A 17,462-nucleotide genomic window follows, 5' to 3' on the forward strand; every position below is an offset into this window, starting at 1 on the left:
TAAGATGCGCTTACCTGTTTTAATTTTCGATATAGAAACCTTGACCGATTTAAAATCGGGAGCGCATTTGTATGGTCTGGATTTGCCAGAAGCAGATCTGGAACAGGCGTTGATTAAATTACGGCGCCAAGAGTCGGGCATGGACTTTCAACGCATGGCCTTGCATGAGATTGTCTGTATTTCTGGTCTATGGATTGATGCGCAAGGTGGTATCAAAATGTTCTCGTTTAGTCGAGAGCAGCATACTGAAGCAGAAATTTTAAAGAAATTCCTCTCGATTTTTGACAAGCGTCATCCCACCTTAGTTAGTTGGAATGGCTCACAATTTGATTTGCCAGTGATCCTGTTTCGGGCCATGTATCATGGCTTGTCTGCGCCTGCTTTATTCGATCAGGGCGAAATTAATCAGCAAAAGCGCTATAATAACTACCAGAATCGTTATCATCATCGTCATGTCGATTTGATGGATGTGATTGCGATGTTCAATGGTCGTCAATTTCAAAAGTTAGATGATGTGGCACATTTACTGGGGTATCCAGGAAAGCGTGGTGATGGCGCCTATCATGTACCTGAATATGTACGACAGCAAGAATGGCAAAAGCTCACCAGTTATTGCGAAGGTGACGTGTTAAATACCTGGCTGATTTATCTGCGCTGGTCCTTGTTAAAAGGTCAGCTTTCGCTCAATGATTATCGTGAGGCAGTTCAGCGCACCATCGAATTTTTATCGACTCAACCGCAACATGCAGAGTTTTTAGCAGTATGGCGTGAAACCTCACAACGTACTGAATTTACAGCTGCAGACTTTTTATCTCCCACACTCTAGGTATTCATGAAACATAGAACCAAGCCACGTCCAGCTCAACATCCGATTTACACTTTTCAGGTTGAGTCACTTTCACACGAAGGACGGGGGATAGCGCACTATGGAACACATCCGGATCACCCAAGTGACAAACAGGGTAAAAAGGTATTTATCAGCTACGCTTTACCTGGTGAAACTGTTAAAGCACAAATTACCAATGTGGTAAAACGTTTAGAAGAAGCGGATAGCATTGAGCTGTTAAGCACACCTGCTGCCATACGTATTGAACCGAAATGTCCCCACTTTACCGTGTGTGGCGGTTGCAATATGCAGCACATTCAGCAAGATGAACAAATTCGCTTAAAACAGGATGTTTTAAAGTCACATTTAGAACATTTTGCCGGAATCCAGCCTGAACAATGGTTAGAGCCATTACGTTCACAACGTGAAGACTACCGTCGTAAAGCCCGGATTGGAGTACGTTATATTCCAAGTAAAGACAAACTGGTGGTGGGGTTCCGTGAGCGTCAAAGTAATAAACTGATTTCGATTGACCGCTGTCTGGTGCTGGATCGTGAATTTGGCTCTATTCGTGACTTAAGAAAGTTACTCGAAAGTCTAACAGCCAAAGCAGCCATTGGTCATATAGAATTGGCCATGGGTGATGAAGATATTGCACTGGTGGTTCGTCATACTGAAAAATTATCAACAGATGATGTCAACCAATTAAAACAGTTTACGTTAAACAAGCAGTGGCAATTGTATTTACAACCCGCCAGTTCAGACAGTTTACAGCGTGTGGATGATCCGAACGCGGCGATGCGTTTGCATTATGCACTGGATGAATTTGATGTGAAATTTGACTTCAATCCGCTCGATTTTACTCAGGTGAATTCAACCGTTAATCCGCAAATGGTGAAGCTGGCATGTGATTTGCTTCAGTTGCAACAAGGTGAGCGTGTTCTAGACTTATTTTGTGGTCTAGGTAATTTCTCATTACCGTTGGCTCGTTGTGTCGGTGAAACAGGGCAAGTCATAGCTGTCGAAGGAAGTGAAGAAATGGTTCAACGTGGTGCAGAAAATGCCAAAAATAATGCGATGAGTCACGTACATTTTCATTCACAAGATTTAACAAAAGATTTTTCACATCATTCTTGGGCAAAACAGGGATTTGATGCATTATTGATAGACCCTCCGCGTTCTGGTGCAGAGGAAATAATGCATTATGTACCTAAATTTGGTGCAAAAAGAATCGTTTATGTGTCATGTAATCCTGCAACCTTGGCACGTGATGCCGGTGTGTTGGTGAAACATGGCTATCGATTAAAAAAGGCGGGGGTGATGGATATGTTTACTCATACGGGACATGTCGAATCTATTGCCTTATTCGAAAAAGATAAAGAAATAAACGATTTAGAATATGATAAGTAAAGAGGTAGGAGAAGGGTATGGTCACAGTACGTGAACAACTTCCTGGACGTCTCAATGAGCTGTCCGAGGAAGCGACTGTAGAGCATGCCGAACAAGCTCGACATGATTTGGCTGAATGGCTGGATCGGGTTCGTGGCATATTAGATGATGCAGCGCTTAAACAACTCGAAGAAGTTGCTCATCTAACTTTACATAAAGAGTTGCAAACCACTGTCAATCATCGCTCCAATACCTTTTATACCGGTATTGAGATGGCGGATATTTTGGCGCATTTACATGTGGATGAAGACACTTTGTCCGCAGCAATGCTGTACCGAAGTGTGCGTGAAGGTGTCATGACGCTTGAAGAAGTTCGGGAACATTTTGGCGAGCAAGTGCATAGTCTGGTCCAAGGGACCTTGGCGATGGGTAAGCTTTCTGAACTGATTGAAAAGAACAAACGTCTAGAAGACCATTTTAATAACAATCAAAGAGAGCATTTAAGCGGCATTTATAAAATGCTGATTTCTGTGACTGAAGATGTTCGGGTGGTATTGATCAAACTCGCAGAGCGTACCTATGCTTTGCGAGAACTGACTCAAGCATCACGTGAACGTCAAGAGCGTGTTGCGCGAGAAATTCTGACCATTTATTCACCTTTGGCGCATCGTTTAGGGATTGCCCAACTTAAATGGGAACTTGAAGATTTAGCGTTTCGTTATTTAGCCCCAGAGCGCTATAAAGAAATTGCAACCTTACTGAATGAAAAACGTTTAGAGCGTGAGCAATATATTCAGTTTGTCATTGATAAACTGAAAAATGAACTGGCAAGCTATGATATCGAAGCAGATATTACCGGACGAGTGAAACACATTTATTCGATTTATCGAAAAATGAAAAGTAAAAACCTGAGTTTCGATCAGCTTTATGATATTCGAGCGGTTCGGGTATTGGTCAAGAATGTACCTGAGTGCTATCACTCCTTGGGGATTGTGCATCAAATCTGGCGTCATATTCCGCACCAGTTTGATGATTACATTACCAATCCTAAAGCCAATGGCTATCGTTCATTACACACTGCAGTCATTGCAGAGAACAAGTCGCTTGAAGTGCAAATCCGTACCAAAGATATGCATAACGAGGCAGAGCTTGGGGTTTGTTCGCACTTCAATTATAAAGAAGGTGCAAAAAATACCGACCACTCTTTTAACCATCGCTTACATTCCTTGCGTGCAGTACTTGAGCATTATCAAGAACGTAATGATGCCAGCGCACATAAATCAGATGATGATTCCGAAAGTTTCGAACAAGTTCAAGATTTCGAAGGTTTTGAAAAGATTTATGTATTTAGCCGTGATGGGGACATTAAAGAGTTACCGCGCGGTTCAACCGTTTTAGACTTCGCCTATCATGTTCACACCGAGGTGGGGAACAAGTGTTATGCAGCGCGGGTAAACCAGCGCTATGTACCTTTAACCTATACCTTGAAAACTGGTGAACAGGTTGAAATCTTAACCAAAAAAGATCGTGATCCGAATCGTGACTGGTTGGTAAACTCGCTGGGTTATATCAAGACGTCCCGGGCGCGAGATAAATTGCGGCATTGGTTTAGACAGCAAGATCGCAGTAAAAACCTGGAAGTTGGCCGTGAAATTCTGAATAAAGAACTTGTACGTTTAGCGATTCACCCAAAAAGTATTGATTTAAGTGATTATTGCAATCACTTTAATGTCAAGCTGGGTGAAGATATTCTGATTGGTTTGGTCAATGGCGATATTAGTTTGCATGCCTTGATCAATCAGGTCAACCGCCATATGCACATCGGTCAAGATGAACCTGAATTGGTACTCAAGCCGACATTGAATCCACGTGCCAGTCATACTTTGTCTGCACATGGCATTTTAATTGACGGTTTGGACAACGTAGAACTGCATATTGCACAATGCTGCCAACCCGTACATGGGGAATCAATTGGTGGATATATCACGTTGAACCGTGGTGTAAGCATCCATAAAGTTGCATGCTCGGACTATATCCGGATGATTTCTCAAGAACCTGAACGTGCGGTTGAAGCCGATTGGGAAATGCAACCGACCCGAGGTCAAAGCGTACAGATTGTAGTGGAGGCCTACGACCGTCGTGGTCTGCTAAAAGACTTAACTCAAGTGATTTTTTCGGATCAAATTAATATTCGTCAGGTGAATACCATTTCAGAAACAGATGGTATTGCCAATATGAAGTTGTTAATTGAAGTGAAAGGTCTGGCACAGTTATCACGTTTGTTGGCACGTTTAGAGCAACAACCGGGAATTATTAGCGCACGACGTTTGGTACAGGGTAATTAAACCCAACATTTAAGCTTTTAGTGAAAAACCAGCAACTTTTGTCGCTGGTTTTTTTATGCACGCCATAATGACTGTACAAGTTAGATCTAAAACATATAATTAAATCAATGTAATAGGCTTGTATTGTTGAAAGTATACAGGATATTTTTTGTGTAATTTTTATGACAAATGCTATAATCCCGCGAATAAAATAGCCTCGAGCTAAACTACATTCTAGGGTATGGAAAATTTCGGCAATGATTCAAATAAATGTATCCCACCTATATATGAGTCGTGCCGACGAAACCGTTCCCGCCTTAGCACAGATTCCTGCCATGCAGCGTAGACGCTTATCCGGAATTGCAAAATTGGCTTTAAATAGCGCGATTCAATCGTTGAATGCAGAATCGGTGGACTATATTGTCTGGGCATCGCAATATGGTGATGAACATAAAACTTTGAAAATTCTGGCCGATGTGCTGCAAGATCAAACGCCATCTCCAACGCAGTTTTCAACTTCGGTGCATAATGCGATTGCCGGCTTGTATTCGATTTTATGTAAGGATGCCACGCCGTCGACCAGTCTGGCGGCATCTTGGAGCGAAGCCCTGATTGAAGCCTATGCCTGGTTAAAAACCACCGGTTACCCCAATGCACGAGTACTGGTGGTGTATTATGATGAAGCTTTACCGGCGATTTATAAAGAATTTCAGCCCTTTAATGGCTTTGCCATGTCGGCAGTGATTAGTTTAGAGGCGCCAAACCTACAACTGGATATCAAAGCCTTAACATATCATCGGCATAAATATCTGGATGCGCAAAATTTTTATGATTTTTGGCAGCAATCTGAACAGAGTCTTGAGCATTCTCAAACTCAGGCATGGCAAAAATGTTAAAAGCAGCTCAAATTAAGCAAAAAGCTAATTATTTATGGCGTGTTGGTGCAACCGGTTTTAGTTTCGCCAGTTTTGGCATTGGCGGTGTGGCGATTGGTGGACTGGTTGCACCGTTGGTCAATCTGTCGACCCAGAATCCGAGCTTGCGTCAGCAACGTACGCAAAAAGTGATTAAACATAGTTTAAAGGGCTTTACCGAAATGATGGTAAAACTTGGAATTATGACCTATGACATTGAAGGTCTGAAAAAATTACAGCACAGTAAACAGGAACTGGTGATTGCCAACCATCCAACTTTGGTGGATGTCGTGGTGCTGATTGGTTTAATGGAACAGGCCAACTGTGTGGTGAAACATACACTATGGTCGAATCCGTTTACCAAAGGTCCTGTGCAAAATGCCGGCTATATTTTAAATGCCGGTTCTGAACAGTTTATTCATGACTGTGTGGAAAAATTACAGCAGGATCAGTCAGCTTCGTTACTGATTTTTCCGGAAGGGACACGTACCGCAAAAGGTGAACTGTTAAATGAGTTTCAGCGCGGTGCAGCGAACATTGCGATTCGTGCCAATGTGCCGATTCGTCCGGTGCTGATTACCTGTACACCTTCAACTTTAACCAAAAATGAAAAATGGTATCACGTTCCTTCACAGCCGTTTCATATTCATGTGAAGGTTCTGGATGCCATTCAAGTCGATGATCTACTCGATGATGTAACGGTGAATCCGAAAAATGTACGTCATCTGAATCATCAATTACACCAAATTTTTAACCAAGAGTTATCTAAAAAATGAGCAATCTTGCTGATGAATTAAAGCAAATGATTATTGATGTTCTGGCCCTTGAGGACATTAGCATAGAAGATATTGAAACTGAAGCACCTTTATTTGGTGATGGCTTAGGTCTAGATTCCATTGATGCCTTGGAACTTGGTTTGGCGCTGAAAAAACGTTACAACATTCACTTAAATGCTGAATCAGCAGAAACCAAGCAACATTTTAAATCAATTCAAAGCCTGGTGGCTTTGGTTGAAGCACAGCAAAAGGCGTAAGAGGTTGTAATGTTAACTCAGGAACAAGTACTTGAAAAATTAAGAGAATGGATGGAAGATCTGTTCGAAATTACACCTGAAGATGTTCAGCTGGATGCGAATTTGGCGAATGATTTGGATGTAGACAGTATTGATGCGATTGATCTAGTGGTCAAAATTAAAGAATTGACCGGCAAACAGGTCAATCCAGAAGATTTTAAAAATGTTCGCACGGTTCAAGACGTGGTGACTGTTATTCAGAATATGTCTGCTGCATGAAATTGATCTTGAAAGGGATAGTGGCAGTCGGACTGATTCTCTATCCCTTTTTAGTGGGCTATAGTTTAGCGCATGGTCAATATATCTGGGTCAGCAGTCTGCTGATTATCCTAGGATTATTGCGTCTGTTCAGCAAGGGCAATGCCTTACTGTGGCCTTTAACCGGATTTGCGATTTTATGTGGCAGCTTAAGCCTGATTTTAAAAGATCATGCCTGGCTGAAAATGTATCCGGTGTTTATGAGTGTCGGGGCGTGTATGATTTTTGCCTCGACTTTAGTTAAACCGCCTTCCATGATTGAGCGTTTTGCCCGTCTGGCAGAACCGGACTTACCTGAAACCGGGGTGATCTGGACCCGTAAAGTCACCATCGTCTGGTGCATTTTTTTTGTGCTGAATGCCCTTGTTGCCTTGGCGACCGTCCTGTTTGCTCCAATGCAGATTTGGGTGCTGTATAACGGTTTTATTTCCTATCTACTGATGGGGTTATTATTACTGGGCGAATTTATCTTGCGTAAGCGACAGCAGCGCTTAAACCAAATTCAGGAATAAAAACGGATTGTTATGTTGTGTCATTTTCAGAGTCATCTTCATTCACTGAAAGCGCTGTGTATTCAGCCTGATTTAAACCAAATCCGTTTTCAGGATTTCTGGCAGGACGTGATCCAACAAAGTCATGCAATTGAGTCACTTTCACAGCAAAGTTGGGCTTTGTGGGAACCTGACAGTTATCAGTTCCTAGTGCTGCTGTTTGCTGCACTGTTGGCCAAAAAACAGGTACTTTTGCCCCCCAATCGGGTCAGTGATTTAGAGAAAGAACTCGCGGAACAGAACATTTATTTCTTGCAACGTCAGTCAGTATCATTAGCACAAAATCAAAATATTGAACTGAATCTGGATGATGCTTTTTTGCATCAGGCGAAAATCTATTTTTATACTTCCGGCTCTACCGGTCAGCCGAAAAAAATCCCGCGCAGCTTGCGTCAGTTACTCAATGAAGTGCAGGGACTGGATGCCAGTTTTCAATTGCCTGAGCAGTCGATTGCCATTGCAACCGTCAGTCATCAGCATATTTATGGCTTGCTGTTTAAGTTGTTATGGCCACTGGCAAGCGGTCGCTGTTTTTATCAGACCCAGCTGGCTTTCCCTGAAGATGTTGCGGATATTCAAAAAAAATTAGCTGCTTTTAAGATGAATAATTATGTGGCTTCGAGTCCCGCGTTGTTAAAACGCTGGACCAGCGATGTGTTATTGCAAGACTGCCTAACGGTATATTCATCGGGTGGAAAACTGGAGTCGGGAATACGTCCTTATGTGAATCGGCCGATTACCGAAGTGTTTGGCAGCTCCGAAACTGGCGGGATTGCATATCGAAAGCAAGATGATGCCTTGTGGACACCTTTTGCTAATGTCGATATTCAGGTCGGCGAGCAACAGGAACTGCAAGTTAGAAGCAATCATGCTTTTAGTAAAGACTGGATTTTCACTGGCGATAAAGTTGAAGTGATTGATGCGGTAAATCCCAAAAGTCCATTTCGTTTGCTGGGACGACTAGACCGTATTGTAAAACTGGAAGAAAAACGCTTAAGTCTGGATACCATTGAACAGAAAATTGTCGAGCTAGATGAGATTGTCCAGTGCCATGTGTTGATTCTGGAACGGGAACATCGTCAGATTTTAGTCTGTGTGGCGATTTTATCTGAGCAGGCCAGACAACAGCTGCAAAGCAGCAACAAAGCACAATGTGTAGCCGCAATTAAAGTGCAGTTAAATTCAAAGCTGGAAAGCATCGCCATTCCAAGACAATGGCGATTTTTGACACAATTACCGCAAAATGCCCAATCTAAGCTGAATAAACAATACATGAAATCCTTATTTCAGCCTATGTTATTGCCTATTGTGTTGGAGCAACAGAATGAACCAGATCAGGTGCTCTATCGCCTCGAGTTCTCTCCAGAACTGGAATGCTTTAAAGGTCACTTTCCAGATTATCCAATTTTTCCGGGTGTAGGACAGATTGGATTTATTCAACATTTTGCCCGTCAGACTTGGGCAGAGCTTGAATGGTGCAACGGTTTTGAACAGCTCAAATTTCAGGATTTAATTCAACCTTATATGGTGCTGCAACTGAAATTGTCGAGAAAACTGCATAAAGTCAGTTTTGTATTAAGTCATGCAGAGCAGACCTTGGCCTCTGGACGCTTGTTATTTCATACACAAAACGATCCGATTTAAAGGTAAATGTAGATGCAGCAATGTTTTGTCATTCCGGTTTATAACCATCCTCATCATATTGAAGCTTTGGTAATCCATTTGGATCAGTTTCAGATGCCTATTATTCTGGTGAATGATGGCAGTGATGCCACGTGTACAGCACTTTTACATGAGATTGCAGCACAACACTCATTGGTAGAATTGGTTGAACATAGTCATAATCAGGGTAAAGGGCAGGCTGTGATTACAGGGTTGCGCCATGCACATACTCTGGGTTTTAGTCATGCCTTACAGCTCGATTCTGACGGTCAGCATGACTGGCAGGATGTGGCAAAATTCCTGCAAATCTCTCAGCAACATCCGGATGCAATGGTCATCGGTCAGCCTATATTTGATGAATCGGTTCCGAAAAAACGCCTTTATGGCCGTTATGCTACCCACATCTGGGTGTGGATTAATAGCCTGTCTTTTGAGATTAAGGACAGCATGTGCGGCTTCCGGGTTTATCCGCTGGCTAGTACCATTCAGGTGCTGGATTCTGCAAAATTTCAGCCGCGTATGGGTTTTGACAGTGAAATTTTGGTGCGTTTAAAATGGGCAGAGGTGCCTTTTATCAACGTGCCGACCAAAGTGGTTTACCCCGAAGATGGCATTTCGCATTTCAAGGTATGGCGTGACAATATTGGTATAAGTCAGGCACATTTGCACTTGTTTGGCGGCATGCTGCTGCGTCTGCCTAAATTGCTGTCAAAGAAAGTAAAAGGTTGATGGCGTGACTGAGCTGAAGCAAATCCAGTGGAATGAGATTAAAGAACGTGGCGGCATGACCTCTTTGAGTCTGGTGCTGGCGTTTTACCGTTTGGGTGGCCGTTGGTTATGCCGGGTATTGATGTATTTTATTATTTTGTGGTACTGGCTGTTTGCGACTGCCGCACGTCAGGTTTCGCTGCAATATTTGACTCGGTTACACCATTTTGCAGGCAGTCATTCGCCGTTTCTGCATACGCCCAGTCTGGCGCATAGCTATCAGCATTTCATGCAGTTTGGTGAATGTATTCTGGATAAAATTGAGGGCTGGCTGGGTAAAATCCCCGAGCAGCAACTGGTTTTACATGGACATGAACATTTCCGCGAGCATTATCAAAAAGGCGCGGTCATTGTCGTTTCGCATTTCGGCAATATTGAGTTGCTGAGGGCAGTCAAGTCGGAACATCCACAAAAAATTAATGTCTTGGTCTATCAAAAGCATGCCACCAAATTTAACCAGTTTCTAAAAAAACTGAATGATCATGCCGATGTCAATCTGGTTTCGGTGGATGAGCTGGGTATTGAAACCGCAATGATCCTACAAGAAAAACTCGATCAGGGGGAGTGGGTCATTGTCGCGGCAGATCGTGTACCGGTGCAGTCAGATCGGGTACAGCCGATTTCATTTTTAGGTGAAGAAGCCAACTGGCCGCAAGGCGCGTGGATTCTCGCCAGTTTGCTGAAAGTTCCGGTACTGGCGGTGTTTTGTTATCGTGTGGCCGACAGCTTTGAAGTGCATATTCACTCGATTGCCGAGCAACTGAATTTCCCGCGAAACCACCGTCAGCAAGCAATACAAAGTATCACCCGACAATATGTGGCATTACTTGAGCAGCACTGTATTCGTGCGCCATATCAATGGTTTAATTTTTATAATTTCTGGAACAAACAATAATGCAAGTGTTAGTTGTTGGGGAAATGCCACTTTCAATTGAAGATGTGGTGGCGGTTGCACGTCAGGAAAAATCAGTGGCTTTGCCTACATCTGCTAAATGGCGTGAGTTAATTCAGCGCGGTGCTGATTTTCTGGATCAGCTGTTGCAGGATGAAGGCGTGATTTATGGTGTGACCACCGGTTATGGCGATTCATGTCTGGTCGAGATTCCTGCGCATCAGGTCAATGAACTGCCTTTGCATTTATCTCGTTTTCATGGCTGTGGGTTAGGTCAGAATCTGGATTTAATCACGGCACGTGCAGTGGTGGTAACCCGTCTGTGTTCATTAGCTCGTGGTTATTCAGGTGTTTCGCATGCGCTGCTGGAACGTCTGGTGTGGATGCTGAATGAAAATGTGATTCCGGTGATTCCATCGGAAGGCTCAGTCGGGGCCAGTGGTGATTTAACGCCATTGTCCTATATCGCGGGGGCTTTGGTCGGTGAGCGTGATGTTTACTTTCAAAGTCAGATTGTTCCGATCAGTCGCGTTTATGCTGAAAAAAATATGCAGGCTTTGGTGCTACGTCCTAAAGAAGGTCTGGCACTGATGAATGGTACTGCGGTGATGACAGCCATTGCCTGCCTCAACTATAAAAAAGCGGAACAGATCAGTTTGGCCAGTACTTGTATTACCGCGCTGAATGTTTTGGCTTTGGAAGGTAATCCAAGTCATTTCGATGAAGTACTATTTGCACAAAAACCGCATCCGGGTCAGCAAAATATTGCCGCACAACTGCGTGACTGGCTGAATAGTGAGGTGCAAACCGAACATCAGAGTTCACGTTTGCAAGACCGTTATTCACTACGCTGTGCGCCGCATATTATTGGCGTGTTTGAAGATTCCAAACCCTGGTTACGCCAGTTTATTGAAAATGAACTGAATTCCAGTAATGATAATCCGCTGATTGATCCGGTGAATTTACGTGTGTTGCATGGGGGGCATTTCTATGGCGGTCATATTGCTCAAGCCATGGATAGCCTGAAAATCATGATTGCCAATATTGCCGATTTAATGGATCGTCAATTTGCGCAACTGGTGGACTATAAAATGAATAACGGTTTGCCGCGTAATTTGACCGGAGCGACCGCAGAACGTTTACCACTGAATCATGGTTTTAAGGCCGTACAGATTGGCGTGTCGGCATGGACGGCAGAGGCATTGAAACAGACGCTTTCGGCTTCAATTTTCTCGCGCTCGACCGAATGCCATAATCAGGACAAAGTGAGTATGGGCACCATTGCTGCGCGTGATGCCAGTCGGGTGATTGTGCTGGCTGAACAGGTGATTGCCGCATTGTGCTGTGCCAGTGTACAAGCCATCTATTTGAAAGCTTTGGATAGCCAATTGTCCGAAGTGCTCGGCACATTTAAGGCTTGGGTATTACAAACTTTTGATTACGTGATAGAAGACCGACCATTACAGCATGAATTGCAACAGCTGGTGGATCGTCTGGAAAATTTAGAATTATTAAGCACTGAACTTATTCGCTAAACCTGATAGGAAACAGACTATGCATGCCGATGTAATCATTGAAGTGCCATTTCATGATGTGGATACCATGAACGTGGTCTGGCATGGGCATTACTTAAAATATTTTGAAATTGCACGCTGCAAATTGCTGGACCAGTTTGATTATAACTATAAGCAGATGCGTGACTCCGGCTATGTATGGCCTGTGATTGAAAGCCACGTGCGTTATGCGCATGGCATTCTGTTTCAACAGAAAATTCGGGTGCGCGCCATTTTAAAAGAATGGGAAAATCGTCTGAAAATTGAATATCAGATTTTTGATGCCCAAAGTGGTAAAAGACTGACCAAAGGCTATACCACTCAAGTGGCGGTACATATTGAAAACCGTGAAATGTGTTTCCAGTCACCACAAATTTTATTGCAGCGTTTAAACGCTTGGTCTGAGTTTAAACCGGAGTAAAGCAGATGACATTGATCAATCTACAACGTGCAGTATGGCTATTTTTAGCGAGTTTGCTGTGTCTCACATTCATGTTGCCGCAAGCGGTGCATGCGCAAAATCCGCAGCTCAGACAAATCTTTGGACAGCTTTCCGCGACTCCTACCGTGCGTGCCAATTTTGAACAGCAAAAAAAATTGGCTTCAATGAATAAAACCTTTGTTTCCAAAGGCACGGTGCTATTCTCCAAATCAGAAGGGGTGATCTGGAAAATTCACACCCCAGTCAAAGCCGACTTGATTGTGACCCCGCGTAAACTGGTGCAAAAAACCCAGCGTACTTATAGCCAGATTGAAATTGATAAATCACCTTATGGTTCGGTTGCGACCATGTTCTTGCAGCTGATGTCGGGTAATGAAGCCGCAATCGCCAAAAACTTTAATGTTGTTTCGGCCAGTTATAACCCGGCGCAATGGAATGTGACTTTAACCCCGAAAAGCAGTTTATTTAAAAAATTGTTTGTCCGGGTCGATGCGCAAGGGCAGCGTTATGTCGATCGTATTGTGTTGCAGGAAAAAGGCAACAACAGCACCACCATTCGCTTTAGCCAACAAACCACTCAACCCCAAACCTTAACGGCTGAGGAAAATGCACTTTTCCAACTGGCAAAATAAATTTACGGCGCTGTGGCTGATTGTGCTCAGCGTGATCGCGATTGCGCTGGGTACAGCTTGGCTGAAAAAAGATATTCACATTCAAACCAATATCTTTGCATTATTGCCGGAAGCCCATCATAATCCGCGGTTGGAACGGGCGCAACAATATGTCAGTCAGCAGCTGAATGACAAAGTATTTGTGGTGCTGAATGCCAAAGACGATGCAGCTCTAACAAAAGCTACCCGCACCTTTAAACAAAGCGTGGCGACAACGGATTTATGGCAACCGCTACATGCACAGCTAGATAGTGAAAAGTTTGCTCAGGTGTTATATCGGCATCGGGCTGGTTTAGTCACACTGGCTGATCAAAAGCTGCTTGAACAACAAGATTATGCCTCCCTGACTGAACAGGGTTTATTGCAAATCATGAGTCCGGGCATGCCCGTTACGGCAGAACTATTACAACAAGATCCACTGCTGTTATTTCCGCGTTATGTTATGGGTTTATCCAGTTTGCAGAGCAATTCGGATATTACTTTGGAAGATGGCTTTGCCACCCTCCGGGATGAGCAGGGCATTTCACGACTTGTGGTGCTGGAACTCAAAAATAGCTCTTACAATATTGATTATCAGCAAAAAACATCCGCATGGATTGAGCAGTTAAATTTAAAACTAAAACCGATACAGGTTGAACCGCATTGGAGTGGTACTTTGCTGTTTGCCCAATTCGGTACCACCTCGGCGGAAAAAGAAATTTCGACTATTGGGGTAGGTTCTACCATCGGGATTTTCCTTTTGGTACTGTTTGGCTTCCGTTCGGTCCGTCCAATGCTGACTGAAATGATTGCCGTAGGAACTGGGTGTCTGGTGGCATTTACCATTACCCATTGGGTGTTTGGTGAAATTCACCTGATGACTTTGGTGTTTGGTGCCAGCCTAGTCGGGGTCTGCGTCGATTTTTCTTTTTACTTTATGGCGATGCAATCGCAGCATCGACAGATCAACGGTTTTGCGGTACTCAAACCGCTGTTACCCAGTCTTTTTATGGGCTTGATGACCACCTTGGTCGCGTATATCTTCTTGAGCTTTACCCCATTTCCGGGCTTTAAACAGATTGCTGTTTTCTCGATGGTCGGTCTGACTGCGGCATGGGTCACCAGTGTTTTATTGCTGCCACGCTTGCCACCTTTAAATGCGGAACCTGCAATTCGAACCCTCAGTTTTATTGGCAAAGCACGTGCGGTCATCCAGAGCAAAAAAGGTCTGCATTACGGCTTAATTGCAGTGATTGCTGTAGTCACCGGCAGCAGCTTAATGTGGCTGCAAAGCAATGACGATATCCGTAACTTGCAAAGTATGGATCAAAAACTGAAGCAGGAAGATCAGTACGTCCGTGAACGTTTTATGCAGCAACAAAGCAGCGAATATTTTGTGGTGCATGGCAAAACGACCGCAGAGCTTGAACAAAATGAACAGCAATTGCTGCAAAAACTGCAACTGTTGCAAAGTGAAAAGGCCCTGGATACTTTTCAAGCTTTAGGTCAATGGTTGCCATCACTTGCACAGCAACAGCACAATATCCAATTATTGCAGGGTATTCCAGCCAGTGCTTTAAAGGATTATGCCGCGGCGATGCAACTGAATCCGGCAGAGGTCTTGGCTTGGCAAAAACAACTTGTCCAGCAGCCATTACTCAGTCCTGTTGAAATGAAGCAGCATCCTTTGGCATTTTTACAAATGAGTCCTACCGAGCGACTGGTGCTGCTGCAAAATGTGCACGATGTGAAGGCTTTAGAGCAACTAAGTGGCCCACAAGTACAATTATTGAGTCCAGTCGATCAGATGTCTGAACTGTTTCAACGGCATCGTATCCAGGCACAGTGGTTACTGGTGTCCGCCTTAATCACGTTGGCGATCAGCTTGGGTGTGATTTATGGCATCAAGTCCATTTTACCTTTGGTATTGCCGGTGAGTCTGGCGTTGATGACCACCTTTGCGATTCAGGCCTGGCTGGGTGTAGAAATTAATTTATTCAGCATTATGGGCACCTTCCTGATTATCGGGATTGGGGTGGACTATGCCATTTTCTACCGCCACGGACATGATCATCCACAAGTGGTGGGCATGGCGCTATTCCTTTGTATGATGTCAACTTTATTGGGTTTCGGGTTATTATCCTTTAGCCAGACTTATGCCATTCACTGCTTTGGTTTGACGGTATTACTTGGGGTGATTTTTTCATTTATTTACGCAACCTTGTTTACATCTTCCGATGCCAAACATGTGGTGCTTCAACAATATCAGCCAAAGAGCTGAGAAACTATAAGGTACAGTGCAATGAGCACCATGCAACACACAGATGTATTGATTATCGGCGCGGGGCCATCAGGCAGTTCGGCAGCAGCATTGCTGCGCCAGAAGGGCTATCAGGTGACCCTGATTGAAAAACAGTATTTCCCGCGATTTTCAATTGGTGAATCATTGTTACCGCAATGCATGGTTTTTCTGGAAGAAGCCGGGCTACTGGATACGGTACGTGAGCATGTAGGCGAGTTTGCATTTCAGTTTAAAAACGGCGCGGCATTTTTAAGGGGCAAGCAGCGCAGTTTTTATGACTTTACCCAAAAATTTACGGATGGTCCGGGCACGACCTGGCAAGTGCGCCGTGCCAACTTTGACCATTTACTGGCACAGCAGGCGGAAAAATACGGTGCAGAAATCCGCTTTGGTCATGAAGTGATTGATGTTGATGTTGCGTCAGAACATCCGGTACTAACTGTAAAAGACCAGCAGGAAAATGTGTATCAGATTCAGGCGAAGTTTTTACTCGATGCCAGTGGTTTTGGCCGAATCTTGCCAAAGTTCTTAGATTTGGAAAGTCCATCCAATTTTCCGGTACGTCGTGCCGTGTTTACCCATATTGAAGATGGCATTTTGGATGATCCCGATTTTGATCGCGAAAAAATCCTGATTACGGTACATGCCAAAGATCATCGCGCCTGGTACTGGCTGATTCCATTTGCCGATGGCCGTTCCTCTTTTGGTGTGGTGGCGGAGCAGAACTTCTTTGAACACTATGGCTTTGATGGCAGCGCTGATTATGATGTAGAAGTCTTGTTGAAACGTATTCTGGCTGATGACGAAAGCTTGTCGCAGGTATTATGTAATGCCAAATTTGATACGCCAGTGCGTAGCTTGGTGGGCTATTCGGCCAATGTGAAACATTTGGCTGACCATAACTATGCATTATTGGGCAATGCCGGTGAATTTCTTGATCCGGTATTTTCTTCAGGCGTCACCATTGCACTAAAATCCTCAAGTCTCGCGATTCCTTTAGTGGATCAAGTACTGCAAGGGCAATCAGTCAATTGGATGGAACAGTACGAAAAACCACTACGTGAAGGCATTCAAGTGTTCCGTGCCTATGTGGAATCTTGGTATACGGGTGAATTTCAGGATGTGGTGTTTTCCACCCAGCAAGATGAAAAGATTCGTCGGATGGTTTCCTCCTTACTTGCCGGTTATGCATGGGATACCACCAATCCGATTCATAAAAATGCCAAAAAGCGTTTAAGTACCTTGGCGGAATATTGCCGTGATCCGCAGCAAACTGAAACCCTCAGTGATGGTGCCTAATATGCAGCTAAAATGGTCAGGAATGTTCATCAGTGCAGTGCTGCTGTGTAGTGGCTGCCAATCCATGCTACCCAAAGCACAAGGTTTAAGCACTACAACTTGGGCTGCACAAAATTACCAGCGTCAGGATCAGTTAGAAATCCAGTGGAAAGAGCAGAGTTTTAGCTTTTTGCTGTATCAGCAGCAGCAAGGACAAAAGCTGGAGATGCTGGCGTTGACCCTGACCGGACAGCAACTATTTAAGCTCAGTTTTGATGGTCAGGAGGTGCATGTCGAACAGCGCATTGAACAGATGAAGCTGTTGCCATTCGAGTTTGTAGTACGTGACATTTTATATGCAACTTATCCAAATTTTGCTCAGCTACAGCAACAGAATGTCCGGATTGAAAATTCCGCTCAGACCCAGAAAGTACTCATCAACCAGCAGCATGTACTGAATATTCAGCAGCAGGATGATGTGATTGAGCTAAATAATCTGCAGGTACCGTATCAAATGGTGATTAGTCGCATCAACGATGGCTTAGCAAATACAGATGTGGACAGCACTGAATAAGAGGCAT

General features: G+C 43.9%; 17 protein-coding genes. All 17 read left to right on the forward strand.

What is annotated here, in order from left to right; all coding sequences use genetic code 11:
* The first annotated feature begins 4 nt into the window (after nucleotides 1–4).
* Complete coding sequence (locus AC3CAU_RS05675) at nucleotides 5–826, forward strand: 3'-5' exonuclease (RefSeq protein WP_424619272.1); 822 nt, start codon at nucleotides 5–7, stop codon at nucleotides 824–826.
* A 6-nt stretch (nucleotides 827–832) separates the two neighbouring features.
* Nucleotides 833–2,236, forward strand: a complete 1,404-nt coding sequence (rlmD, locus tag AC3CAU_RS05680; RefSeq protein WP_424619274.1) for a 23S rRNA (uracil(1939)-C(5))-methyltransferase RlmD — start codon at nucleotides 833–835, stop codon at nucleotides 2,234–2,236.
* 17 nt (nucleotides 2,237–2,253) lie between these two features.
* Complete coding sequence (locus AC3CAU_RS05685; protein ID WP_131216734.1) at nucleotides 2,254–4,560, forward strand: RelA/SpoT family protein; 2,307 nt, start codon at nucleotides 2,254–2,256, stop codon at nucleotides 4,558–4,560.
* Between the two features lie 236 nt (nucleotides 4,561–4,796).
* Nucleotides 4,797–5,435 (forward strand): beta-ketoacyl synthase chain length factor, encoded by a 639-nt coding sequence (locus AC3CAU_RS05690; RefSeq protein ID WP_447053643.1) that lies wholly within the window; start codon nucleotides 4,797–4,799, stop codon nucleotides 5,433–5,435.
* Nucleotides 5,429–6,229 carry a lysophospholipid acyltransferase family protein gene (locus tag AC3CAU_RS05695; RefSeq protein ID WP_447053642.1) on the forward strand — a complete coding sequence of 267 codons (801 nt, stop codon included), beginning with the start codon at nucleotides 5,429–5,431 and terminating at the stop codon, nucleotides 6,227–6,229. Before AC3CAU_RS05690 ends, AC3CAU_RS05695 begins: the two co-directional genes overlap by 7 nt.
* The gene (locus AC3CAU_RS05700) at nucleotides 6,226–6,486 is read left to right on the forward strand and encodes a phosphopantetheine-binding protein (protein WP_424619281.1); all 261 of its coding nucleotides are present in this window, start codon (nucleotides 6,226–6,228) and stop codon (nucleotides 6,484–6,486) included. The genes AC3CAU_RS05695 and AC3CAU_RS05700 overlap by 4 nt, the downstream gene beginning before the upstream one ends.
* A 9-nt stretch (nucleotides 6,487–6,495) precedes the next feature.
* Entirely contained in the window at nucleotides 6,496–6,744 is a 249-nt protein-coding gene (locus AC3CAU_RS05705) for an acyl carrier protein (RefSeq protein ID WP_131216725.1), read from the forward strand.
* The gene (locus AC3CAU_RS05710) at nucleotides 6,741–7,295 is read left to right on the forward strand and encodes a COG4648 family protein (RefSeq protein WP_447053641.1); all 555 of its coding nucleotides are present in this window, start codon (nucleotides 6,741–6,743) and stop codon (nucleotides 7,293–7,295) included. The genes AC3CAU_RS05705 and AC3CAU_RS05710 overlap by 4 nt, the downstream gene beginning before the upstream one ends.
* A 12-nt stretch (nucleotides 7,296–7,307) precedes the next feature.
* Nucleotides 7,308–8,978 (forward strand): ApeI family dehydratase, encoded by a 1,671-nt coding sequence (locus tag AC3CAU_RS05715; protein ID WP_447053640.1) that lies wholly within the window; start codon nucleotides 7,308–7,310, stop codon nucleotides 8,976–8,978.
* 12 nt (nucleotides 8,979–8,990) lie between these two features.
* Complete coding sequence (locus AC3CAU_RS05720) at nucleotides 8,991–9,725, forward strand: glycosyltransferase family 2 protein (protein ID WP_447053639.1); 735 nt, start codon at nucleotides 8,991–8,993, stop codon at nucleotides 9,723–9,725.
* A 55-nt stretch (nucleotides 9,726–9,780) separates the two neighbouring features.
* The gene (locus tag AC3CAU_RS05725) at nucleotides 9,781–10,659 is read left to right on the forward strand and encodes a lysophospholipid acyltransferase family protein (protein WP_447054340.1); all 879 of its coding nucleotides are present in this window, start codon (nucleotides 9,781–9,783) and stop codon (nucleotides 10,657–10,659) included.
* The gene (locus AC3CAU_RS05730; RefSeq protein WP_447053638.1) at nucleotides 10,659–12,191 is read left to right on the forward strand and encodes an HAL/PAL/TAL family ammonia-lyase; all 1,533 of its coding nucleotides are present in this window, start codon (nucleotides 10,659–10,661) and stop codon (nucleotides 12,189–12,191) included. The genes AC3CAU_RS05725 and AC3CAU_RS05730 overlap by 1 nt, the downstream gene beginning before the upstream one ends.
* 19 nt (nucleotides 12,192–12,210) lie before the next feature.
* Complete coding sequence (locus AC3CAU_RS05735; RefSeq protein WP_447053637.1) at nucleotides 12,211–12,630, forward strand: acyl-CoA thioesterase; 420 nt, start codon at nucleotides 12,211–12,213, stop codon at nucleotides 12,628–12,630.
* 5 nt (nucleotides 12,631–12,635) lie between these two features.
* Nucleotides 12,636–13,283: a LolA family protein gene (locus AC3CAU_RS05740; protein ID WP_447053636.1), complete on the forward strand. Its 648-nt coding sequence runs from the start codon at nucleotides 12,636–12,638 to the stop codon at nucleotides 13,281–13,283.
* On the forward strand, nucleotides 13,258–15,582 hold the full coding sequence (locus tag AC3CAU_RS05745) for an MMPL family transporter (protein WP_447053635.1): 2,325 nt from the start codon (nucleotides 13,258–13,260) through the stop codon (nucleotides 15,580–15,582). The genes AC3CAU_RS05740 and AC3CAU_RS05745 overlap by 26 nt, the downstream gene beginning before the upstream one ends.
* Nucleotides 15,583–15,603: 21 nt before the next feature.
* Nucleotides 15,604–16,902, forward strand: coding sequence for an NAD(P)/FAD-dependent oxidoreductase (locus tag AC3CAU_RS05750; protein ID WP_447053634.1), 1,299 nt, complete (start codon nucleotides 15,604–15,606; stop codon nucleotides 16,900–16,902).
* A gap of 1 nt (nucleotide 16,903) precedes the next feature.
* A complete protein-coding gene (locus AC3CAU_RS05755) occupies nucleotides 16,904–17,455 on the forward strand; it encodes a DUF3261 domain-containing protein (RefSeq protein WP_447053633.1) in 552 nt (183 codons plus the stop codon).
* Nucleotides 17,456–17,462 lie beyond the last annotated feature (7 nt).

This window comes from Acinetobacter sp. GG23 (assembly GCF_057766365.1).